At 62.1% G+C, this 22,291-nt stretch carries 21 protein-coding genes and 1 pseudogene; 15 read left to right on the top strand and 7 right to left on the bottom strand.

Annotated elements, in window-relative coordinates; all coding sequences use genetic code 11:
• Positions 1 to 7: 7 nt before the first annotated feature.
• Positions 8 to 898: a posphoenolpyruvate synthetase regulatory kinase/phosphorylase PpsR gene (ppsR, locus tag PCA20602_RS22625; protein WP_150723112.1), complete on the bottom strand. Its 891-nt coding sequence runs from the start codon at positions 896 to 898 to the stop codon at positions 8 to 10.
• 288 nt (positions 899 to 1,186) lie between these two features.
• Between ppsR and ppsA the strand changes: the two genes are divergently transcribed.
• From ppsA to PCA20602_RS22640, 3 genes are all read left to right on the top strand, one after another.
• Positions 1,187 to 3,577 carry a phosphoenolpyruvate synthase gene (gene ppsA, locus PCA20602_RS22630; protein ID WP_150723113.1) on the top strand — a complete coding sequence of 797 codons (2,391 nt, stop codon included), beginning with the start codon at positions 1,187 to 1,189 and terminating at the stop codon, positions 3,575 to 3,577.
• Between the two features lie 155 nt (positions 3,578 to 3,732).
• Positions 3,733 to 4,167, top strand: coding sequence for an NfeD family protein (locus PCA20602_RS22635; protein WP_150723114.1), 435 nt, complete (start codon positions 3,733 to 3,735; stop codon positions 4,165 to 4,167).
• A 185-nt stretch (positions 4,168 to 4,352) separates the two neighbouring features.
• Entirely contained in the window at positions 4,353 to 5,324 is a 972-nt protein-coding gene (locus PCA20602_RS22640; protein ID WP_069345034.1) for an SPFH domain-containing protein, read from the top strand.
• A 300-nt stretch (positions 5,325 to 5,624) separates the two neighbouring features.
• Here the strand turns inward: PCA20602_RS22640 and smpB are convergent.
• Positions 5,625 to 6,074: pseudogene (smpB, locus tag PCA20602_RS22645) on the bottom strand (SsrA-binding protein SmpB); the annotation flags it as partial.
• A 157-nt stretch (positions 6,075 to 6,231) separates the two neighbouring features.
• Between smpB and PCA20602_RS22650 the strand changes: the two are divergent.
• Positions 6,232 to 6,666, top strand: a complete 435-nt coding sequence (locus PCA20602_RS22650) for a type II toxin-antitoxin system RatA family toxin (RefSeq protein ID WP_069344992.1) — start codon at positions 6,232 to 6,234, stop codon at positions 6,664 to 6,666.
• A complete protein-coding gene (locus tag PCA20602_RS22655; RefSeq protein ID WP_150723115.1) occupies positions 6,656 to 6,994 on the top strand; it encodes an RnfH family protein in 339 nt (112 codons plus the stop codon). Before PCA20602_RS22650 ends, PCA20602_RS22655 begins: the two co-directional genes overlap by 11 nt.
• 36 nt (positions 6,995 to 7,030) lie before the next feature.
• On the opposite strand, the gene PCA20602_RS22660 is transcribed toward PCA20602_RS22655, so the two are convergent.
• On the bottom strand, positions 7,031 to 7,960 hold the full coding sequence (locus PCA20602_RS22660; protein ID WP_150723116.1) for a DMT family transporter: 930 nt from the start codon (positions 7,958 to 7,960) through the stop codon (positions 7,031 to 7,033).
• 397 nt (positions 7,961 to 8,357) lie between these two features.
• Between PCA20602_RS22660 and guaB the strand changes: the two genes are divergently transcribed.
• The 4 genes from guaB (at position 8,358) to PCA20602_RS22680 (ending at position 13,073) form a co-directional block, all read left to right on the top strand.
• Positions 8,358 to 9,818 (top strand): IMP dehydrogenase, encoded by a 1,461-nt coding sequence (gene guaB, locus PCA20602_RS22665; RefSeq protein ID WP_044455604.1) that lies wholly within the window; start codon positions 8,358 to 8,360, stop codon positions 9,816 to 9,818.
• A gap of 6 nt (positions 9,819 to 9,824) precedes the next feature.
• Positions 9,825 to 10,526 (top strand): hypothetical protein, encoded by a 702-nt coding sequence (locus PCA20602_RS22670; RefSeq protein WP_150723117.1) that lies wholly within the window; start codon positions 9,825 to 9,827, stop codon positions 10,524 to 10,526.
• Positions 10,501 to 12,084 (top strand): glutamine-hydrolyzing GMP synthase, encoded by a 1,584-nt coding sequence (gene guaA / locus PCA20602_RS22675; RefSeq protein WP_069344996.1) that lies wholly within the window; start codon positions 10,501 to 10,503, stop codon positions 12,082 to 12,084. Before PCA20602_RS22670 ends, guaA begins: the two co-directional genes overlap by 26 nt.
• A gap of 92 nt (positions 12,085 to 12,176) precedes the next feature.
• On the top strand, positions 12,177 to 13,073 hold the full coding sequence (locus PCA20602_RS22680) for an oxidoreductase (RefSeq protein ID WP_217432489.1): 897 nt from the start codon (positions 12,177 to 12,179) through the stop codon (positions 13,071 to 13,073).
• Between the two features lie 137 nt (positions 13,074 to 13,210).
• On the opposite strand, the gene PCA20602_RS22685 is transcribed toward PCA20602_RS22680, so the two are convergent.
• Positions 13,211 to 13,759, bottom strand: coding sequence for a winged helix-turn-helix transcriptional regulator (locus PCA20602_RS22685; protein WP_150723119.1), 549 nt, complete (start codon positions 13,757 to 13,759; stop codon positions 13,211 to 13,213).
• Positions 13,760 to 14,050: 291 nt separating this feature from the next.
• On the opposite strand from PCA20602_RS22685, the gene PCA20602_RS22690 reads away from it, so the two are divergent.
• Both PCA20602_RS22690 and PCA20602_RS22695 read left to right on the top strand, forming a co-directional pair.
• A complete protein-coding gene (locus tag PCA20602_RS22690) occupies positions 14,051 to 15,028 on the top strand; it encodes an enoyl-CoA hydratase-related protein (protein WP_150723120.1) in 978 nt (325 codons plus the stop codon).
• A 99-nt stretch (positions 15,029 to 15,127) separates the two neighbouring features.
• Entirely contained in the window at positions 15,128 to 16,222 is a 1,095-nt protein-coding gene (locus PCA20602_RS22695; protein ID WP_150723121.1) for an NmrA family NAD(P)-binding protein, read from the top strand.
• A gap of 6 nt (positions 16,223 to 16,228) precedes the next feature.
• Here PCA20602_RS22695 and PCA20602_RS25750 read toward each other — a convergent pair whose 3' ends face one another.
• Entirely contained in the window at positions 16,229 to 16,378 is a 150-nt protein-coding gene (locus tag PCA20602_RS25750) for a hypothetical protein (RefSeq protein WP_174981483.1), read from the bottom strand.
• Positions 16,379 to 16,589: 211 nt separating this feature from the next.
• Between PCA20602_RS25750 and PCA20602_RS22700 the strand changes: the two genes are divergently transcribed.
• A complete protein-coding gene (locus tag PCA20602_RS22700; protein WP_150723122.1) occupies positions 16,590 to 17,465 on the top strand; it encodes a helix-turn-helix transcriptional regulator in 876 nt (291 codons plus the stop codon).
• Between the two features lie 22 nt (positions 17,466 to 17,487).
• Here PCA20602_RS22700 and PCA20602_RS22705 read toward each other — a convergent pair whose 3' ends face one another.
• The gene (locus PCA20602_RS22705; RefSeq protein WP_150723141.1) at positions 17,488 to 18,396 is read right to left on the bottom strand and encodes a LysR family transcriptional regulator; all 909 of its coding nucleotides are present in this window, start codon (positions 18,394 to 18,396) and stop codon (positions 17,488 to 17,490) included.
• Positions 18,397 to 18,557: 161 nt separating this feature from the next.
• Here PCA20602_RS22705 and PCA20602_RS22710 point away from each other — a divergent pair, with 161 nt between their 5' ends.
• Positions 18,558 to 19,460, top strand: a complete 903-nt coding sequence (locus PCA20602_RS22710) for an alpha/beta fold hydrolase (protein ID WP_150723123.1) — start codon at positions 18,558 to 18,560, stop codon at positions 19,458 to 19,460.
• Positions 19,461 to 19,604: 144 nt separating this feature from the next.
• Here PCA20602_RS22710 and PCA20602_RS22715 read toward each other — a convergent pair whose 3' ends face one another.
• Complete coding sequence (locus tag PCA20602_RS22715; protein ID WP_150723124.1) at positions 19,605 to 20,309, bottom strand: SDR family oxidoreductase; 705 nt, start codon at positions 20,307 to 20,309, stop codon at positions 19,605 to 19,607.
• Positions 20,310 to 20,452: 143 nt separating this feature from the next.
• Here PCA20602_RS22715 and gcvA point away from each other — a divergent pair, with 143 nt between their 5' ends.
• Together gcvA and PCA20602_RS22725 are read left to right on the top strand one after the other, a co-directional pair.
• On the top strand, positions 20,453 to 21,349 hold the full coding sequence (gcvA, locus tag PCA20602_RS22720; protein WP_150723125.1) for a transcriptional regulator GcvA: 897 nt from the start codon (positions 20,453 to 20,455) through the stop codon (positions 21,347 to 21,349).
• Between the two features lie 34 nt (positions 21,350 to 21,383).
• Entirely contained in the window at positions 21,384 to 22,286 is a 903-nt protein-coding gene (locus PCA20602_RS22725; protein ID WP_150723126.1) for a LysR family transcriptional regulator, read from the top strand.
• Positions 22,287 to 22,291: the final 5 nt, after the last annotated feature.

Below are 22,291 nucleotides of genomic sequence, written 5' to 3' on the forward strand. Positions count from 1 at the left end.
GACGTCGTTAGTAAACGTCGCGCTCCAGCTTGATTTCCTGAAGGATCGTCGTGGCGATTTCTTCGATCGACTTATGCGTCGAGGACAGCCACTTGATGCCTTCACGACGCATCATGGCCTCGGCCTCGTTGACTTCGTAACGACAGTTCTCGAGCGATGCGTATTTGCTGCCCGGGCGACGTTCGTTGCGGATCTCCGAAAGACGTTGCGGATCGATGGAAAGTCCGAAAATCTTGTCCTTGTACTGATCGAGCGTGGAGGGCAGTTTCTCGCGCTCGAAATCATCGGGAATCAACGGATAGTTGGCGGCTTTTACGCCATATTGCATGGCGAGGTAGAGCGTCGTCGGGGTCTTGCCGCTACGCGACACGCCCACGAGAATCACGTCGGCGCTCTGCAGATTCTTGTTGGATTGTCCGTCGTCGTGCGCAAGTGAGAAATTCACCGCCTCGATCCGGTTCTTGTACGCTTCGCTATCGGCGTTCTGGTGAACGCGCCCGATGGCGTGCATCGACTTCAGGCCGAGTTCCAGTTCCAGCGGTTCGATGAACGTTTGAAACATGTCCAGGATCACGCCCTGACAATTGCGCAGGATTTCGTTGGCCCGGGCATCCACCAGCGTGCTGAAGATGATCGGACGTACGCCCTCGCTCCGATACATTTCGTTGATCCGTTGCGCCGTTTCATAGGCTTTATCGACGGAATCCACGAACGGAACGCGAATCTGACGGAAACGCATCTCGAATTGCGCGAGGATCGAGTGCGCAAACGTTTCGGCGGTGATCCCCGTGCCATCGGACACGATGAAAACGGGCCGCGTGGCGATGGGTTTGGCCAGTGCGGCGGGCGTGCCAGCGGCGGGGGACGGGGAATTTCCGGGAGTGGTGGCGTCGCTCATGCGCAGAATCGCAAAATGGTGCATTGCACGGTAGAATAGCGGCAACTTGTTGGATAAGCAATTGCGCGACCATCGCGCGAAGTTCCGTGGAAGCCCCGTCTGGTGGGGTGTTCCGGGAATTGGCGGTGGTTCGGAGCCAGTCGTCGGGCGCTAGCCCCTGGCACTCGACGATACCAAAGCGCGGCGTAGGCGCCATCACAGCGCGATTCCTTATCCAACAGGTCGATCGGCCCATGTCAGTCCCAGCCGATCCATCGAGAATTTTTTTTTCTTACTTTAGGGGCTTTTATGACTAACGCAGCACACGACGGCGCCTACGTGGTGCCGTTTGAGCATCTGCGCATGACCGACGTCGAGTCGGTCGGCGGCAAGAATGCATCGCTTGGCGAAATGATCAGCCAACTGGCCAACGCAGGGGTTCGCGTGCCGGGTGGCTTCGCCACGACGTCTTTCGCATTCCGCGAGTTCCTCCAGCACAACAACCTGACCGAGCGCGTTGCCAAGCGTCTCGAGGGCCTTGACGTGGACAACGTCAAGGCCCTCGCTGAGGCCGGTGCCGAAATCCGTCAATGGATCATCGACGCGCCGCTGCAACCGCAGCTCGAGAAGGATATCCGCGAGCAATTCGCACGCATCACGGCCGACCAGCCGGACGCGTCGTTCGCGGTGCGTTCGTCGGCCACGGCCGAAGACCTCCCGGATGCGTCGTTCGCCGGTCAGCAGGAAAGCTACCTGAACGTCGTCGGCATCGAAGACGTGCTCGATCGCATGAAGCACGTGTTCGCGTCGCTGTACAACGACCGTGCCATTTCGTATCGCGTTCACAAGGGCTTCACGCACGCCGAAGTGGCGCTGTCGGCCGGTGTGCAGCGCATGGTGCGCTCGGACTGCGGCGCGTCGGGCGTGATGTTCACGATCGACACCGAATCGGGCTTCCAGGACGTCGTCTTCATCACGGCCAGCTATGGCCTGGGTGAGACGGTCGTGCAGGGCGCCGTGAACCCGGACGAGTTCTATGTCTTCAAGCCGACGCTCAACGCCGGCAAGTACCCGATCATTCGCCGTACGCTGGGCTCGAAGCTTGTCAAGATGGAATTCACGCAACCGGGCGAACCGGGCCGTGTGAAGACCATCGACGTGCCGATGGAGCTGCGCAACCGCTACTCGATCACCGACGACGATTGCGCCGAGCTGGCCAAGTTCGCGCTGATCATCGAGAAGCACTACGGTCGTCCGATGGACATCGAGTGGGGCAAGGACGGCAAGGACGGCAAGATCTACATCCTTCAGGCGCGTCCGGAAACCGTGAAGAGCCAGTCGGCAGGCAAGGCCGAACAGCGCTTCAAGCTCAAGGGTGATGCCCCGGTGCTGGCCACGGGCCGCGCTATCGGCCAGAAGATCGGCGCCGGTCCTGTGCGCGTGATCATGGACCCGAGCGAAATGGAACGCGTGCAGCCGGGCGACGTGCTGGTTGCCGACATGACCGACCCGAACTGGGAACCGGTGATGAAGCGTGCGTCGGCCATCGTGACGAACCGCGGCGGCCGTACCTGCCACGCGGCCATCATTGCGCGTGAACTGGGTGTGCCGGCAGTCGTGGGTTGCGGCGACGCCACCGACGTGCTCAAGGACGGTGCGCTGGTGACCGTTTCGTGCGCGGAAGGCGACGAAGGCAAGATCTACGACGGTCTGCTCGAGACCGAGGTCACCGAGATCCAGCGCGGCGAAATGCCGAAGATCCCGGTCAAGATCATGATGAACGTGGGCAACCCGCAACTGGCCTTTGATTTCGCGCAGCTGCCGAACGAAGGTGTGGGTCTGGCGCGCCTCGAGTTCATCATCAACAACAACATCGGTGTGCACCCGCGCGCGATTCTCGAGTACCCGAATATCGACGCCGACCTGAAGAAGGCGGTCGAGTCGGTGGCTCGTGGTCATGCGTCGCCGCGTGCGTTCTACGTCGACAAGCTGGCCGAAGGCATCGCCACGATCGCTGCGGCGTTCTATCCGAAGAGCGTGATCGTGCGTCTGTCGGACTTCAAGTCCAACGAGTACAAGAAGCTAATCGGTGGTTCGCGTTACGAGCCGGACGAAGAAAACCCGATGCTGGGTTTCCGTGGCGCGTCGCGTTACATCTCGGAAGACTTCGCTGAAGCCTTCGAGATGGAGTGCCGTGCGCTCAAGCGTGTTCGCGACGAAATGGGCCTGACGAACGTCGAAATCATGGTGCCGTTCGTGCGTACGCTGGGTCAGGCAGAGCGCGTGGTCAACATGCTCGCCGATTACGGTCTGAAGCGCGGTGAAAACGGTCTGAAGCTGATTATGATGTGCGAAGTGCCGTCGAACGCCATTCTGGCCGACGAGTTCCTCGAGTTCTTCGATGGCTTCTCGATCGGTTCGAACGATTTGACGCAGCTCACGCTGGGTCTGGATCGCGATTCGGGTATGGAATTGCTGGCGAAGGACTTCGACGAGCGTGACCCGGCGGTGCAGTTCATGCTGAGCCGCGCGATCAAGGCTTGCCTGTCGAAGGGCAAGTACGTCGGTATCTGCGGTCAGGGCCCGTCGGACCATCCGGACCTGGCTGAGTGGCTGGCGAAGGAAGGGATTGCGTCGATGTCTCTCAACCCGGATACGGTGATGGAGACGTGGCAGCAGCTCGCCAAGCTGACGAAGTAAGCTCGACGAGAAACGCCTGAAATAGGACGCGTCCGAGCGGCATCTCGGATGCGACCGAAAAGCTGGGCATTCCCTTGGGATGCACGCGCTGGTCGGTACGTTTCATGCTATAAACCCCGGTATTACACCGGGGTTTTTTGTTTTTGGGAGTTGCAATGGAGCAGGCTTGGCTTTGGTTCGGCGTTGCCGGATTGATCGTGGTGCTGGAGCTGGCGAGCGGGACGTTCTATCTCCTGATGGTGGCGCTCGGCGTCGCTGCCGGTGGTGTTGCCGCGCTGCTGCGCGCCGACTGGCCGTTGCAATGGGTGACGGCAGCGGTGGTGGCGGGTGTGGCGGTCTGGGTGCTGCGTCGTAGCCGGTTCGGTAAGCGCCGCATCAAGGTCGATGCGTCGGCAGACCCCAATACCAATCTCGATATCGGCCAGCGACTGCGTGTGGAGTCGTGGCGGTCTGATGGTCAGGCTCGCGCCATGTATCGTGGCGCCGAGTGGGATGTCGAGCTGATGCCGGGCGAAGCGCCCGATGCCGGATGGTTCGTGATCCGGGAAGTGCGCGGCAGCCGGTTGTACGTCGTGCATGCCACGCCCTAAACGGAGGTAACGGGAACTCAGGGATGTCAGGTGGATGGGATTGTCGTGCCAGCGGGCGTCGACATGCGTCGATGCTCCTGACCCCAGCGAACACTTAGTCTTTACCGCTGTCTGAGAGCAAGACCTGCTATCGCGGGTGACAGGAAACCAGTCTGCTAGTGGGGCAGACGCTTTCGGGGGAAAACATGATATCCAACGTCGCATTTATTCTCTTCATCATCGCGGTGATCATTGCAGCGCGCTCGATCAAGATCGTGCCGCAGCAGCACGCATGGGTGGTGGAGCGTCTGGGCAAGTATCACGCGACACTCACTCCCGGCATGTCGATCGTCGTGCCATTCGTGGATCGCGTGGCTTACAAGCATGTGCTCAAGGAAATTCCGCTCGATGTGCCGAGCCAGATCTGTATCACCAAGGACAACACGCAGTTGCAGGTCGACGGCATTTTGTACTTTCAGGTGACGGATCCAATGAAGGCGTCGTATGGTTCGAGCAACTTCATCGTCGCGATCACGCAGTTGGCGCAAACGACGCTGCGTAGCGTGGTCGGCAAACTCGAACTGGACAAGACGTTCGAAGAGCGCGAGTTCATCAACCACAGCGTGGTGAATGCGCTCGACGAGGCCGCCGCGAACTGGGGCGTGAAAGTGCTGCGTTACGAGATCAAGGATCTGACGCCGCCCAAGGAAATTCTGCATGCCATGCAGGCCCAGATCACGGCAGAGCGTGAGAAGCGTGCGTTGATCGCGGCGTCGGAGGGGAAGAAGCAGGAGCAGATCAACCTGGCCTCCGGTGCGCGTGAAGCGGCGATCCAGAAGTCGGAAGGTGAACGTCAGGCGGCGATCAACCAGGCGCAAGGGGAGGCCGCAGCGATTCTTGCGGTGGCGGAGGCCAACGCCGAAGCCATTCACAAAATTGCGACGGCCATTCAGACGCAGGGCGGCATGGAAGCCGTCAACCTGAAGGTGGCCGAGCAGTATGTCGACGCGTTCAGCAAGATGGCGAAGACGAATAACACGCTGATCGTGCCGGGCAATCTGTCCGACATGAGCGGGATGATCGCTTCGGCGCTCAAGATCGTGCGCGGCACGGAAGGCGGCTCAGGCGTGCCGCCGGAAGGCAGTGCGGGTGGCTTTGGTAACTCGGGGCGTCGCTGAGCCATGTCGCGCAGCTCTGGGCGCTCGCCGATAAAAGGCTGCACTGAGCCTTCGTGACTGAGCATCGGTCTGGCAGTCGTTCGAAGGTGCATGGCATGCACGCGCGACCGCTGTTCGGCTGAAATGAAAATGCCGCTTCGACGCAAATTGAAGCGGCATTTTTTCTGGGGTTCTGCATGTGACCTCGACGTCCTGTCGTGGTCAAAATCGCTTGATCGAACGTCGCCGGTTTCTTCGGAACGCTGACTGAAAACGTCATCGTCGCGCCACGGCAGGCGCTGGTCCGTCTTTCCCAGCGTCTTACGTGGGGTTGCGCATCAGTCGTGCCTTCTCACGGTTCCAGTCGCGTTCCTTTTCCGTTTCGCGCTTGTCGTGCAGCTTCTTGCCCTTGCCCAGGCCGATCTCGCATTTCACGAGCCCCTTGCTGTAGTGCAGGTTGAGCGGCACGAGCGTGTAGCCGCGTTGCTCCACCTTGCCGATGAGTTTCTTGATTTCGTCGGCCTTGAGCAGCAGCTTGCGGGTGCGCACGGGGTCGGGCGTGATGTGCGTCGAGGCCGATTGCAGCGGGCTGATATGCGCGCCGATCAAAAAGATTTCGCCATGTTTGATCACGACATAACCTTCCTTGATCTGCGCTCGTCCAGCGCGAATCGCCTTGACTTCCCATCCTTCAAGCACGATCCCGGCTTCGTATCGTTCCTCGATGTGGTAGTCGAAGAAGGCCTTTCTGTTGTCGATGATGCTCATGGATCCTTGGCGGGTAACTTGGTCGGACCCGGTGAGTCGGGCTCGGGTAAAATAGCGATTTTAACAAAGAGTCTCGGCAAGAGGCGGCCTGCGACACATGCCGGATCGATGCGATATCGATAGCGGATGTGCCGCGTGCATACACCTCGCCCGACAGACGATGGCCGAAGTCAGTAAAACCGTTCTCGTGCATTTCTCGGACGCGCAAATGTACGACCTGGTGACCAATGTCGCCGATTACCCCAAATTCCTGCCGTGGTGCGGTGGTGTCGATATTCGTCATCAGGACGAGCACAGCATGGAGGCGTCGCTGATCATCGACTTCAAAGGCCTGAAGCATTCGTTCGCGACGCGTAACACCCAGGAGCGTCCGCACTCCATCCAGATGCACTTCGTCGAAGGGCCTTTCAAGCGTTTTCACGGCACCTGGAAATTCACGGCGCTGCGGGAGAACGCTTGCAAGATCGAATTTTCGCTGCACTACGAATTTGCGAATTTCCTGCTTGAGAAGGTGATCGGCCCCGTTTTCAGTCACATCGCCAATACGTTCGTCGACGCGTTCGTCAAGCGTGCGGAGACCGTCTATGTCAAATGAGGTGACCGTCGAAGTTTGCTACGCATTGCCGGGCGAGCAGACGATTATCCCGCTGGCGTTGCCTGTTGGCGCCACGATGCGCGATGCCATTGAACGTAGTGGTGTGTTGCAACGCTTTCCCGAGCTGGATATCGCCCGGATGAAGGCCGGGGTGTTCGGGAAGGTGCGTGCGTTGGACGCTGCCGTCGATGCGGGCGATCGTATCGAGATTTATCGGGGGCTCAAAGCCGATCCGAAGCTGGCGCGCCAGCGACGCGTCGAGAAAGTGCGCAACGAAGGTAGTCGTGAAGGGCAGAAGTGGCTGGGGAGCAGCCGGCGCGGTAGTTGACGCGGGGTGTTATCCGCGTCCTGTGTCTCCCGGATACTAATGCGGTGGTGGTTTGGCGTGCAACCGGACCGACGCGCTGACACCCAACAGCAGCAACACAATGGCCGCCAATTCCAGCAGGCGCGGCAGACGCTGTTCGTAGACGAATCCATAAACGAGTGCGAACAGCGTTTCAAACACGATCATCTGTCCCGACAGCGTTAGCGGCAGTATCCGGCTCGCGGCGTTCCAGAACGCGTTGCCGATGGTCGATGCGCCGATGGCAACGGCAATGTTCACCATCAAAAACATCTGCCAGTCACGAGGCGCACCGGCCGCTACCGGGTGCGGCAGCAATACCGCCGGGATCGCCAGCGCGATGGCCAGCACACCCGTCGCGACTCCTGTCAGCAACGACCATTCCTGACTCGTGAAATGTCCGAATTTCGCGAGATATCGGGCGTTTGCGACGGCATACCACGTCCAGCTCACCAGCGCGCCGACCGCGCAGACGATGCCGATCAGCGTCAGACGCCAGTCACCACCGCTGGCGGCGGCATGCGTGAAGACGTCCACGTTGATGCACGCGATGCCTGCCGCGATAAGCGCCAACGGTCCGGCGAGCTTCGACAGGGGGAGGGCGCCGTGATCCCGGCTTCCCACCAGCGTCACGGTGACAGGAAGCACGCCGACGATCAGCGAGGCCGGGGCGATCCCCGCCATCTGGACTGCGGCGGCCACAAAGAGGTAGTAGACGAGATTGCCGACGAGACTCAGGCGAAACAGGGCGCGCCAGTCGTTCCCCGTGACGGTGTGGCGCAGGCGGGGCCAGAGCGGCGCGAGCAGCACGGCGGATACCAGTCCATACAGAACGTAGCGTGCCGCCGACAATTCCAGCGGCGAGAATCCGGGCAACTGGCGCGGTGCCAGAAACACCAATCCCCACAAGGCGCCCGCTGCCAGTCCGTAAGCAATGCCTTTCCCCATGGAACTCCTGTTCGTAGTTGGTTTGGCCGAGGGCCGCAGCGTCATGCCGTAGGCGGCTGAGCCCGTTGACCGGGACGCCCGTTCGGCCACGTGCTGTGTCGCACCCGTCGAAGTGGTGCCAGACGGCGTCGGCAGGCTCGGGAAGGGCGCAAGAATAGCACTCGGTCATGGCGCAGCGCTTGTGAAATCCTGCACCCGACGGGCGCGACGGCACGCGGGCGTTCGAGGCTGGAGATCGGGACGACAGGGTTTGAAACGTGGTCGACGCGAGGGACGGCGTGCGTCAGGCTGGCGTTGAACCGGATTGTCGGGGAAAAAGCCCCTTGACATGTGGGGCAGACGTGCCATGCATTCGCCGATTTCTGTATAATTCGGTTTTGCGCCTATAGGATTTGCCATGCGTCTGATCCAAAAAGCACTCACATTCGATGACGTGCTCCTCGTCCCGGCCTACTCTGCCGTTCTCCCGCGCGACACCAGCCTGAAAACCAAGCTCACGCGCAACATTACCCTGAACATGCCTTTGCTGTCGGCCGCCATGGATACGGTGACCGAAGCGCGTCTGGCCATTGCCATGGCGCAACAGGGCGGTATCGGCATCATCCACAAGAATCTGAAGCCGGCCGAGCAGGCGCGGGAAGTCTCGAAGGTCAAGCGTTTCGAGTCGGGCGTTCTGCGCGATCCGATCACGATTCCGCCGCACATGAAGGTGCGCGATGTGATCGCTTTGTCGCGCCAGCATGGCATTTCCGGTTTCCCGGTCGTGGAGGGCGCGCAGCTCATCGGCATCGTCACGAACCGTGACCTGCGGTTCGAAAGCCGTCTGGACGAGCCGGTGCGCGTGATCATGACGCCGAAGGAGAAGCTCATCACCGTGCGTGAAGGCGCTTCGCCGGCAGACGCCGAGCGTCTGATGCACGATCACCGCCTCGAGCGCGTGCTGGTCGTCAACGATGCCTTCGAACTGCGTGGTCTGATGACCGTCAAAGACATCACCAAGGCGACGGAATACCCGCTGGCGAGCAAGGACGAGCACGGCAAGCTGCGTGTGGGCGCCGCCGTCGGCGTAGGCCCGGACAACGAAGAGCGTGTCGAACTGCTGGTGGCTGCCGGCGTTGACGTCATCGTGGTCGATACGGCACACGGCCATAGCCAGGGCGTGCTCGACCGCGTGCAATGGGTCAAGAAGCATTTCCCGCAAATCGAAGTCGTGGGCGGCAATATCGCCACGGCAAGCGCCGCGCTGGCGCTGGTCGAGCATGGCGCCGACGCCGTCAAGGTGGGTATCGGCCCGGGCTCCATCTGCACGACGCGTATCGTCGCTGGTGTTGGTGTGCCGCAGATCACGGCCATCGCCAATGTGGCCGAAGCGCTCAAGGACACGGGCGTTCCGCTGATCGCCGACGGTGGCATTCGTTACTCGGGCGACGTCGCCAAGGCACTGGCTGCAGGCGCGCATACCGTGATGATGGGCAGCATGTTCTCCGGCACGGAAGAAGCGCCGGGCGAAGTGTTCCTGTATCAGGGCCGCTCGTACAAGAGCTACCGTGGTATGGGTTCGGTCGGAGCGATGAAGGACGGCGCGGCTGACCGTTACTTCCAGGATCCGGCCAACAACGCCGACAAGCTCGTGCCGGAAGGTATCGAAGGTCGTGTGGCGTACAAGGGCAGTGTGAATGCGATCCTGCATCAGCTGACCGGCGGCATTCGGTCGTCGATGGGTTATCTGGGTTGCCCGTCGATCAAGGATCTGCATGAGAAGGCAGAGTTTGTCGAAATTACGGCCGCCGGCATGCGCGAGTCGCACGTGCACGACGTCCAGATCATGAAGGAAGCCCCCAACTACCACGTGGAGTAAATGCCCATGAAGGCCATGTTGCGTACGGTACTGTTCCTCGATGCGGCGCTGAATCTGGCACTTGGCGTGCTGCTGATCGCGTCGTTCTGGTCATCGCTGTATGCGGCCATCGATGTGCCTGCGCCGTCGCCAGTGCTTTATGCACAGGTGCTCGGCGTGGCCTTCATCGGCTTGGCATGGCTGCAATGGCACGCCACCGTGAATGGCCAGTTGACGGCAACCGTCGCCAAAGTGACGGGGCATATCAACTGGGTCAGCGGTGCGTTCGTGCTGGGCTGGCTCATCTCCGGCCAGTTGGTGGTGTCGAGTGGCGGCAAGCTGATGCTGGCCGCGCTCGGGGCTGTCCTGCTGGTGGTCGGCGGTATTCTCGTCAAGCTGGCGTCGAGCGTGCGCACGAAAGAGCGCGTACAGGCGGCGCAGCAGGTTGGCGAGCGGGTGCGTGGCGGTGTGGTGAGCGATACCCGCCGCGATGCACCGACTGCACCGGCTGACTATTCCGATGCCCGGGTCGTCGACGAGACTCGTGGCACGCGCGCTGAGCCGCGCATGGAGCCGCCCCGTGGCGGCTCCGCATCCGTCAATACCACGCCGGTCGCGCCCGTGGGCGCCACCGGCATTGTCACGCCCGTGCCTTCTGCCACGGCGCCGACGTCCAACGAATCCACTTCATCCGTACCTCACGATGCACGACAAAATCCTCATTCTTGACTTCGGCTCGCAAGTCACCCAGCTCATCGGACGCCGCGTTCGCGAAGCGCACGTCTACTGCGAGATCCATCCGAACGACGTTTCGGACGAATTCATCCGCGAATTCAATCCGAAGGCGATCATTCTGTCGGGTAGCCACGCGAGCACGTACGAGGATCAGGATCTGCGTGCACCGCAGGCGGTCTGGGATCTGGGCGTGCCGGTGCTGGGCATTTGCTACGGTATGTTTGCGATGACGGTCCAGTTGGGCGGTCAGGTCGAAGCCAGCAATCATCGTGAATTCGGCTATGCCGAAGTGCGTGCGCATGGTCACACGCCGCTGCTCGACGGCATTGAGGATTTCCGTACGACCGAAGGTCACGGCATGCTCAAGGTGTGGATGAGCCACGGCGACAAGGTCACGCAACTGCCGGAAGGCTTTGTGCTGATGGCGTCGACGCCGAGCTGCCCGATCGCCGGCATGGCCGACGTGAATCGTCATTACTATGCCGTGCAGTTCCATCCGGAAGTCACGCATACCGTGAAGGGCCGCGAGTTGCTCGAACGTTTCGTGCTGGAAATCGCCGGGGCGAAGCCGGACTGGATCATGCGCGATCACATCGAGGAAGCCGTCAAGGCGATCCGCGAGCAGGTCGGTGACGAGGAAGTGATTCTGGGGTTGTCGGGCGGTGTCGATTCGAGCGTCGCGGCGGCGCTGATTCACCGTGCCATCGGCGATCAGCTGACGTGCGTGTTCGTCGATCACGGTCTGCTGCGTCTGAACGAAGGCCAGATGGTGATGGAGATGTTCCAGGGCCGTCTGCACGCGAAGGTCGTCCATGTGGACGCTACGGCGCAGTTCATGGGCCACCTGACGGGCGTGACCGATCCGGAGCAGAAGCGCAAGATCATCGGTCGTGAGTTCGTCGAAGTGTTCCAGGCCGAAGCGAAGAAGCTCAAGAACGCGAAGTGGCTGGCGCAGGGCACGATCTATCCGGACGTGATCGAGTCGGGCGGTGCGAAGACGAAGAAGGCGACGACGATCAAGAGCCACCACAACGTTGGCGGTTTGCCGGAGACGCTGGGTCTGAAGTTGCTGGAGCCGCTGCGCGACCTGTTCAAGGACGAAGTGCGCGAACTCGGCGTGGCGCTGGGTCTGCCGCACGACATGGTGTACCGTCACCCGTTCCCGGGCCCGGGTCTGGGCGTGCGCATTCTGGGTGAAGTGAAGCAGGAGTATGCGGATCTGCTGCGCCGCGCCGATGCGATCTTCATCGAAGAGCTGCGCAACACCGTAGAGCCGAACAGCGGCAAGACGTGGTATGAACTGACGAGCCAGGCGTTCGCGGTGTTCCTGCCGGTCAAGAGCGTTGGCGTGATGGGCGATGGCCGTACGTACGAATGGGTCGTGGCACTGCGCGCCGTGCAGACGCAAGACTTCATGACGGCACACTGGGCCCACCTGCCGCACGACCTGCTCGGCAAGGTCTCGAACCGCATCATCAACGAAGTGCGCGGCCTGAACCGGGTTGTCTATGACATCTCGGGTAAGCCGCCTGCGACGATCGAGTGGGAGTGATCCCGCGTCGTCTCGTCTAGGTAGGTGCAAACCGACTGCTCAAGCCCGCTTCATTGCGGGCTTTTTTTCGTCTCGAATGCCTGTCAGGGGGAATGAAGATGTCTGAACGTCCAACCGTTGCGCTCATTGGTCCGGGGGCTATTGGTACCGTGATTGCTGCCGCGTTGCATGAAGTTGACCGCACGCCAGTGCTTTGTGGGCGCACTGCGCATGCGCAGTTGGCGTTGCGTCATGACGAGGGCGAAATCGTGGTGCCGGGTCCGGTGTTGAGTGATCCGGCAACGATTGATCACCCGGTCGACGTAGTGTTTGTCGCCGTGAAGACGACACAGGTTGCTGACAGCGCCGACTGGCTGGCGGCGCTATGCGATCAGAACACCGTGGTATGCGCGCTGCAAAATGGTGTCGAGCAGCAAGCGCAGCTCAAACCCTATGTCAACGGCGCAACGGTGCTGCCCTCGGTTGTCTGGTTCCCCGCGCAGCGCGAGGCCGATGCTTCCGTCTGGCTGCGTGCGAAACCACGTCTGACCTTGCCCGACGTGCCGCAAGCGACACGCGTCGCCGATTTGCTGAGCGGTACCCGCTGCGCAGTCGATCTGTCAGCCGACTTTACCTCCGTCGCCTGGCGCAAACTCCTGCAGAACGCGGTCGCAGGCCTGATGGTGCTGGCGAATCGTCGCGCTGGCATGTTCTCGCGAAGCGATATCGCAGGCCTGGCGTCCGCCTATTTGCACGAATGTCTGAGCGTGGCCCGAGCAAGCGGTGCGTCGCTGAGCGACAGCGTTCCGCAGGAAATCCTCGACGCGTTTCAGCGTGCACCCGCCGATTTAGGCACTTCCATCCTTGCCGATCGACAAGCCAATCGTCCGCTTGAGTGGGATATCCGAAATGGCGTCATCCAGCGTTATGGCCGCCTGCATCACGTTCCTACGCCGATCAGCGATGTGGTGGTGCCGCTGTTGGCGGCTGGTAGCGAAGGGCCGGGTTAAATGCTTTAGAGGTTAGGGCAATCGCCGCAGGGCTCCGGCGAGTCGACGCGATCTTACGTCCCGATGGCGACGTGCAGAACTTGCCGTGGTCGTTGCTCAGATGCTGACAGCAAAAATGACGGGCGCATCACCGCTCGTCATTTCGCAACGCCACTCGCAACGGCATCCTCTGCCGCATTCTGCTCCGCTTCCCGATTCTGCTTCGCCTTGGCCAGACGCCAGCGCGTCAATTCATCCGCTCCCGGACCTTCCACAATCGCGATATCCGGCCCGGTCACCGGCTGACCGGTGCTCTTGTCGATGAACGCCAACTGAACGTCCGCGCCCGTCTTCCGGTTGACGATCTTCAGTGACGGGCCATTCGTGCCTGCCATCGCCATCCGATCTCCGAGCTGCGACATCAACGCCATCATCGGGGCGATCTGACGCCCCTTGGGCGTGAGCCAATACTCGAATCGCTCCGGATTCGTCTGATAGCGGCGCCGCTCCACCAGGCCAGTGGCCTCCAGATGCTTCAACCGGTCACTCAGTGTCGCGTTGGTCACGCCGGACGACTGACGGAAGTCGTCATAGCGGTGCAGGCCGATCACGAGATCACGCAGGATCAGCAGACCCCAGCGATCCCCAATCGCACCCATCACACCGGCGATGGAACACACCATGCCGTCAAATCCTTTCGAGCGCATGTCACGGATCTCCTCGCGGTTTCGAATCCCCGAGTGGGGAAACTCTGATTATAAGAACTACCTCCGTCGACGGCAACAATCCAGTAAATGAGCGACGTTACGCGCTGAATATTGAAAGAAACGAAGAATTCGTAATACGACCCCGCTTGCACGAATTGTAACTCTTATAATAAGATTGACTATCGAATTTGCCAATTGACTGGCACCGCCACCCATCGCGGACCTTGTTGTCACGTGACGTCTGACGGAATACCCGCGTCCGAAAGGGCGCATTTACCGAAGCTTCAAGCCATGGAAAAAACGCCAGACCTCACGCGCCGCACTTTGATGAAGGCCACCGCCACCATTGCCGGGATCGTCCCCGTGATGACTGCGGCAACGACCGCGCTCGGCGCTGAACAGACACCCCCGGCCGCGCAGGCCGCGCCGCTTTCCGGCGGACCTGCACCGCAGCCGACAACGCTCGCCGAAGTTCCACTTAGCGCCGATGTCACGTTGACGGTCGAGCGTCGTGGACAGATCGCGTTGCTGGGCCTGAATCGTCCGGCATTGCAAAACCGCATCGATCCCGACACGTTTCGCGCGCTGGCACGCGCCTTGTACGACTTCGATCACGATCCATCATTGCGGGCCGTGGTGCTGTACGGTCACGGCGAGCACTTCTCGCATGGCATCGACGTCGATGCCTTCCGCAAGGCCTCGGCCGCTGGCAGTCCGCTTGTCGGCGTGCCGCGTATCGTCAATCCGCTCAACTACGGGCCGGGCCATCGCACGAAGCCGTTAATTGTCGCGGTGCATGGCGATACGTGGAACATGGCGCACGAACTGTTCCTCTCGGCGGACATCCGTATTGCTGCGGCAAATACGCAGTTCGGTCAGGACGAAAACACACACGGACGGTTTCCGGGCGGTGGCTCGACGGTGCGTTTCGTTCAGGAAGCGGGGTGGGGCAACGCCATGCGCTACATGCTGACCGGCGATCACTGGACGGCAGACGATGCGTACCGCATGGGCACGCTGCAAGAGATTGCGGAGACACCGCAAGCTGCGCTTGAGCGAGCCATCGCAATCGCTAACAAGGTCGCAGCTTGCGGCCCGCTTGGCGTGCAGACGACGCTGGCCTCGGCGCACCTCGCCATCGATGCGAGTCAGGGGCCGGCATTCGCCGCGCTCGGGGCGCAGTACGGCGCGGTGTACCGCACGAACGATTTCATCGAAGGTGTCACGGCCGAGGCACAGGGCCGCGCACCGGTCTTTCACGGCAACTGATCGCCGTCCACCGCAGGTGGCGTGCAGCGCGGCCAATGCGCCGCGCTGGCGCGCACTGCATCTGAACATCCACATCCATGCCCCGGGAGGGAACGCGTTATGACGTCTCACGCTACGTCCAGAATTTTCGTCGTCGGTGGCACCGGCGCACAAGGCTTGCCGGTGATCGGTGCGCTGGTCGCCGACAAGAAGTACTTCGTGCGGGTGCTCAGCCGCGATGCCAACTCTCGACGCGCCCGCGAATTGCTGGCGCTCGGCAACACGGAGATCGTCGAGGGTACGTTTGCGGACGAAGCCACATTACGTGCAGGACTGCGTGGTTGCGACGGCGCCTTCATCAACATCGACGGCTTCAACACCGGCGAACGGACCGAGATGTACTGGGCGATTCGCTGTTACGAAATTGCCATCGAAGAGGGCATCCGGTTCTTCGTCTACGGCAATCTGGATTACGCGCTCAAGAAGGCCGGGTACGACTCGAAATTTCGCACCGGTCACTACGACGGCAAGGGCCGCATCGGCGAATGGATCCTGTTTCAGAACCAGACAAATCGCGAGCGTATGGGGGCTGCGGTGTTCACCTCCGGGCCGTACATGGAGATGGCCATCGCGGCCATGACGCCGATGTCGCCCTCAGTGGAAGACGGTGTCGTGACGTGGCGTGTGCCGCTGGGCGACGGCGCGGTGCCGCACGTCGCCCTCGATGACTGCGGCTATTACGTGCGCTGGCTCTTCGACAACCCGTCGCGCGCGAACGGGATGAACCTCGAAGTCGCCATCGAGCATGTGCATTACGCGCGGCTTGCCGAGGCGTTCGAAGCAGTCACAGGGCGCCCCGCGCGTTACGTCGACACGGCCGTGGACGACTATTGGCAAGGCCCGCTGGCGGCGTCCGCCGGGCGGCCCGCCGGTTACAACGCAGACCCGAAAGACAAGAGCACCATGAGTTTTCGCGACAATTTCACCGGGTTCTGGAATGTCTGGAAGCACAACGTAATTGCGCGCGATTACGCATTGCTCGATGAGATTCATCCAAATCGCATCCGGACCGTGGAGGCGTGGCTGCGACGGGAGCAGGAGAAGGGGCTCGCGCTCGGCAAAGGCGGACTCTGGGAGCGCGTGCAGCCGGAAAACTGGTTCCGGCAACCGCCATTGCTCAAGCTGGTCGAGGATCGGGGGCAGGGCGCGCTCTGATCTCCCTCACGCGCCCGGCGGAATCGTGCCTTCGATCATCGTGAACTGGCCTCCCGTCTGCTGCGAGGACAACAGCACCCGCATCGAAACGCCAAGGAATAAATAGGTAGGGGCCGAACGTTCTACTACGGACGGCAGCGAAGCAACGGATGTCATCTCGAACTCTCGATTGGCAGGACACGACGAAACCCGGATATCGGGCGGACGTTCGCATTAGCGCACACCACCCACCGGTCGACAGGCCGGATCCGGCGATTCGCGACCTAAAATTCCGTTCGTCCTGAAAGTCCGAAAGGTCCTGGAAGACGCGTCGGCGCATTCACCACAACCAAGGGCACGCAGGGGCAGTAATGGCAGGAAGACCCGCATGAAACCGGAACGCATTACCGCGATTCGCGATGGAAAACGTGTGCCGTTGTTCGACGGCGAACCGCTCGGGCTGCATTCGCCGTCGCCGACGCTGCTCATCGAAACGCACGAGGTCCCGTCCGACATGCCGCTCTCGCATGTCATCACCGAACAGATCGCCACCCTGTTTCTCGACGCGGCGCACATCGATCACTGCTCCGACAGCTTGCCGCCTGAGCGCCTCGTGGTGCCCGCAGGTGCCGTGGCACTGTCGTTGCGCGACGAAATGGAGACGGTACGCTGGGTGCGGCCAGCACGCGTGGTGAGTGTGCGCATCGACGACCGCGTGCTGGCGGAGGCCTCGCTTGCCGCCGGCCGGAGCGGGCGGGCGACGGTCATGCCCGCCAGCAGCGTACAAAGCGCGCAACTGACGATGCTCATGGGCGCACTTCATGCGGAGCAACGCGACGGCTTTCGCAGCGGTCGACTTTTCCTCGACGGCATCGAGCAGGCGATGGCGGCAACGCTGGTCGGTCACCACGCGTCTTGCGCTGCGTCAGAAAGCGGTGGGGGGCTGACACCTGCGCAGGCCCGACGCGTGGACGATCTCGTGCGTAGCCGGTTGGATGGCACCGTCGCGATGGCCGAACTTGCGGATTGCGCGGGTTACAGCGTGTCGCACTTCACGGCGCTGTTCCGGCAGACGTTCGGTACCACGCCCCATCGGTATGTGACGCGACTGCGCATAGAGCGCGCGATGACGCTGCTCGCCAAGCCGCATTGGTCGGTACCCGATGTCGCCATCGATTGCGGCTTCCAGACGACGCAGCACTTTGCCCGTGTCTTTCGGGCAGTCACCGGCGTTTCGCCGGGGGAGTTCCGGCGTCGCGGCTGATGTGATGTGATGTGACGTGACGTCAGGTCTTCTGCGTCGGATTCGTCGCCCGGAACCACGTCACCAGAAAGTCCGCCAACGCTCGCGTCTTCGCGGAGAGATGGCTTTTGGTCGGATAGACGAGCTTGATGTCGGCTGGCGGTAGCGCCCAGTCGACCATGACGGCGCGCAATTGGCCTGACGCGAGATACGGATGGATGTCCCACATCGAGCGGATGAGCATGCCGTGTCCGTCCAGCGCCCATGTCGTGGCGGCGGCACCGTCGTTGGTACTCAGCATGCCGCGTACCTTGACCGTCTCCTGACGATCGGCCTGCCGGAAGTGCCAGGTCCCGTAGGTCTCGTCGCTCTCGCGAATCACGATGCACTGATGCGCCGCCAGATCCGACGGGTGCACCGGCTCGCCCGAGTCGGCCAGATAGCTGGGCGATGCGCATAGCACCCGCGCGTTCGGCATCAACTGCCGCGCCGTCAGACGGGAGTCCGGTAGATCGCCGAAGCGGATCGCCGCATCGAATCCTTGTTCGACGAGATTCACCGGACGATCCGTTAGATGCAACTGCACCTCGACCTCGGGGTACTCGCGGGCAAACGCAGAGAGCGCCGGGGCGATGTGCGTGCGTCCGAAGCCGAGCGTTGCGGCCAGTCGCAGCAGGCCGCGAGGCGAGGTCTGCGCGCCGGTCACGGCGTGCTCCAACGCTTCGAGTTCGCCGAGGATTCGTGCGCCGTCCTGCAAGTACATCTCGCCTTCGGGCGTGAGGCTGATGCGTCGCGTCGTACGATGCAGCAATCGCACGCCGAGCCGATGCTCCAGTTGCGCCAGCCGACGGCTGACCGCCGGTGGCGTAATGCCCATCTGCTGGGCGGCAGCGGCCATGCTGCCTTCCTTCATGAGCGTCGCGAAAAAGCGCAGATCGGAGAAGCCGTCCACTGACATGTCGATTCGTGCATTGCAATTAAGAATGAAGTGATTTTGAGTCACTTTATGTCGTTTTGCATCAAATATAGGATGTGCATGACACGCGGCCGTGCGCCGCTATCTCATCAAACTCGCATCGAACCCGCACCGAACCTGACGGCAGAAAAGGGCCTATGACCTCCCAAGCACTCTTTCCCGGCTTCACCGCTTATCGTTTGCCGACGTCTGACGGCCAGCATATCCATGCGCTGACCGGTGGTAGCGGCCCGGCGTTGCTGATGCTGCATGGACACCCGCAGACGTCGGCCATCTGGCACAAGGTCGCGCCTGCGCTCGCCCAGCATTTCACGCTGGTGCTAGCCGATCTGCGGGGATATGGCGACTCCGCCAAGCCTGCGGGCGACGCCGGGCATACGGCTTACAGCAAGCGTGTCATGGCGCAGGACATGGTGGCCGCCATGCGCGAGTTGGGGCATACGTCGTTCTCGGTGTTGGCTCACGACCGGGGCGCGCGCGTTGCGCATCGACTGGCCGCCGATCATCCGGAGATCGTTGACCGGGTGGTGCTGCTCGACATTGCGCCGACGCTCGCCATGTACGAGCAGGCGGGCGACGCCTTTGCGCGGGCTTACTGGCACTGGTTCTTCCTGATTCAGCCCGCGCCGCTGCCCGAGCGTCTGATCGAAGCGGATCCTGCGGCCTATTTGCGTGACGTGATGGGGCGGCGGAGCGCCGGATTGGCGCCGTTCGACCCGCGCGCGTTGGCGGAGTATCAGCGCTGCCTGTCGCTGCCGGGCGCAGCGCATGGCGTCTGCGAGGACTACCGCGCGGCGGCTACGATCGACCTCACGCACGACCGCGAGGATCGTGAGGCAGGGCGCAAGTTAGCGATGCCGGTGCTGGCGCTCTGGGGCGAGCAGGGTGTCGTGCATCGCTGCTTCCAGCCGCTGGCGGAGTGGCAGCGCGTGGCGTCCAACGTGCGCGGGCACCCGCTGCCTTGCGGTCACTACATTGCGGAAGAAGCGCCGGATGTGTTGCTGGCAGACGTACTGCCGTTTCTGCTTGAGGGACGCTAAGCCCCTTTTCACGCGGTGACGGACGAGAGGGCGATGAGGGCGATGAGGGGCTCGCGAGTGCGAGCCGTCCACCCCCATCCGCCCCCATCCGCCCCCATCCGCCCCCATCCGCCCCCATCCGCCCATCACGCAGATTTGGGTTCGTCAGACCGAGCGGGTCAGTCCGCCGTCCACACGAATGTTCTGTCCCGTGATGTAGCCAGCGCCGTCGGACGCGAGGAAGGCCACCGTCGCGGCGATCTCCTCCGACTTGCCGTAGCGCTGCATCGGCACGCTCTCACGGCGCGTCTCCTGCTGCGGCAGACTGTCGATCCAGCCCGGCAGAATGTTGTTCATGCGGACGTTGTCCTTCGCATATTGGTCGGCGAAGAGCTTCGTGAACGAGGCCAGCCCCGCGCGGAACACGGCCGAGGTCGGAAACATCTCGCTGGGCTCGAACGCCCATGCCGTGGAAACGTTGATGATCGTGCCCGCGCCTTGTTTTTGCATGATCGGCGTGACGAGCCGGGTCGGGCGGATCACGTTCATCAGGTACGTGTCCATGCCGCGATGCCAGTCTTCATCGCTAATGTCGAGGATCGCGGCGCGCGGACCGTGCCCGGCACTGTTGACCAGTACGTCGATACGTCCCCAGCGCTCCACCGCCAGATCCACCAGTTGCTTCAGCGCGTCGTTCGACTGATTCGATCCGGTGACGCCCACACCGCCCAATTCGGCCGCCAGCGCCTCGCCCTTGCCGGACGACGACAGAACGCCGACCTTGAAGCCATCTGCGGCCAGACGTCGAGCTGCCGCAGCGCCCATGCCGCTACCGCCCGCCGTAATCAACGCCACTTTTTCTACTGTCATGCTGATATCCTCCGGATACGCCGGCGCTCACCCCAACGGTGGCCGGATGTCGTCAAACATGTGCAACAGCGTAACATCGCGACACGGACTCGACGAATCAGATTTCGACAGTTGATGCAGTAGAAAAACTACACCATGGCGCTATGACCGACACTCCTGGCCGACTCCCGTCACTGAACGCCCTTCGCGCTTTCGAGGCGGCGAGCCGGCATCTCAATTTCCGGCTGGCTGCCGAAGAGCTGGGCGTGACACAAGGCGCGGTTGCGCAGCAGGTGCGTGGTCTCGAAGCCGAGTTGGGGATGAAGCTCTTCGAGCGACATCCACGCACACTGTCACTGACCGAGAACGGGCGGCGCTATGCGGGCGGGGTGCGGCGCGCATTCGAGATGCTCACGGAGGTAACGCAGGCCTTGCGTCCGGAACCGTTGCGTCTGACGATCAGCGTCACACCGACGTTCGCCTCGAAATGGCTGATTCCACGGCTTCCTGCATTCCTCGAAACCCATCCCGACATCGATCTGCGTATCCTCGCGACCGACCGGCTTTCGCACTTTCACAGCGATGCAGTCGATCTCGCCGTGCGCTACGGACGTCCGCCCTTTGGCGGTGGACTGGTCGTCGAGCCGCTATTCGAGGAGGTGCAGATTGCGGTGGCGTCGCCGGGCGTCGTCGCTGACGCGGGACATCCCCGTGAGACGGACGACCTGCGGGGGCACGCATTGCTGCATGACGCCCATAACGCCTGGCCGCGATTCCTTGAGTTGGCGCTGCCGCAGGCACCGCTGTCAGCGGCCAAGAACGTGAGATTCAATCAAACGGCACTCGCGATCGACGCCGCCGTCGCCGGGCAGGGGCTGGCGCTGGCACATCGGGATTTCGTGGCGACGGAGATTGCGGCGGGCCGTCTGGTGCGGCTGTTCGACACCGAACTGCGTACCGGTGCGGGCTTCTACATCGTGTATCCACGTCGCGCGCGTCATGCCGGGCAGATCGCGGACGTTCATGAATGGCTTTTGCGGGAAGCATCGTCTGCGCGTTAGGATTGCGTTTTACGCAACGACCGCGGAAGGTGCCATGTCGTACCCCGATCTCAATCTGCTACATGCCCTCGACGTGCTTCTGGAGGAGGGGAGCGTAGTCGGCGCTGCCCGACGCATGCACCTCAGTCCTCCCGCAATGAGCCGCACGCTCAGCCGGATTCGCGAGGCGCTGGGCGATCCGGTATTCGTTCAGGCCGGCCGCAAGCTGGTGCCGACGCCGCGCGCGCTGGCGATGCGCGAGCAGGTTCGTCTCGCGGTCGAGCAGGCAACGCAGGTGCTGGCGCCGGGGGGGAGCGTCGACCTGGGAACGTTGGAGCGGCGCTTCAATGTGCGGGCGAACGACATCTTCGTCGGCCTGCATTCGGGGCGATTGCTCGAAGCGATGGCCGAGGAAATGCCGCGTGCCATGCTGCGCTTCGCGCCGGAAGAGGACGATGTCGACGACGAGGCGTTGCGTAGCGGACGGATCGATCTTTTCATCAGCGCGTCGCGCAAGCTGGGGCCCGAGATCCGCGTGCAATCGCTCTTTACGACGAGCTTCGTGGGCATTGCACGTCAGGATCATCCGATTTTCGACGAAGACATTACGCCGGAGCGGATCACGCGATGGGGTCACATCGGGGTGTCGAGGCGTGGCAAGTTCGCCGGGCCGATCGATGGTGCGCTGGAAGATGTGGGGCTCAAACGTCATGTGGCGCTGGTCGTGCCCACGCCGTCCACCGCGCTTTTTGCCTTGCAGAACAGCGACTTGCTGCTCGCACTTCCCTCGCATCTGGCAGAAAGCGCCGTGGCAGCGGGGATGCGTCTGCGTCAGTTCGATTTTCCGGTGCCGCTGGAGACGGTCGTGCTGACACAGGCATGGCACCCGCGTTTTCAGGCCGATCCGGCGCATCAGTGGTTGCGTCGCACGATCCGGCATATCTGCGAAGCCTATTAGCGCCT

The sequence above is a fragment of the Pandoraea capi genome (assembly GCF_902459735.1).
Lineage (GTDB): Bacteria > Pseudomonadota > Gammaproteobacteria > Burkholderiales > Burkholderiaceae > Pandoraea > Pandoraea capi.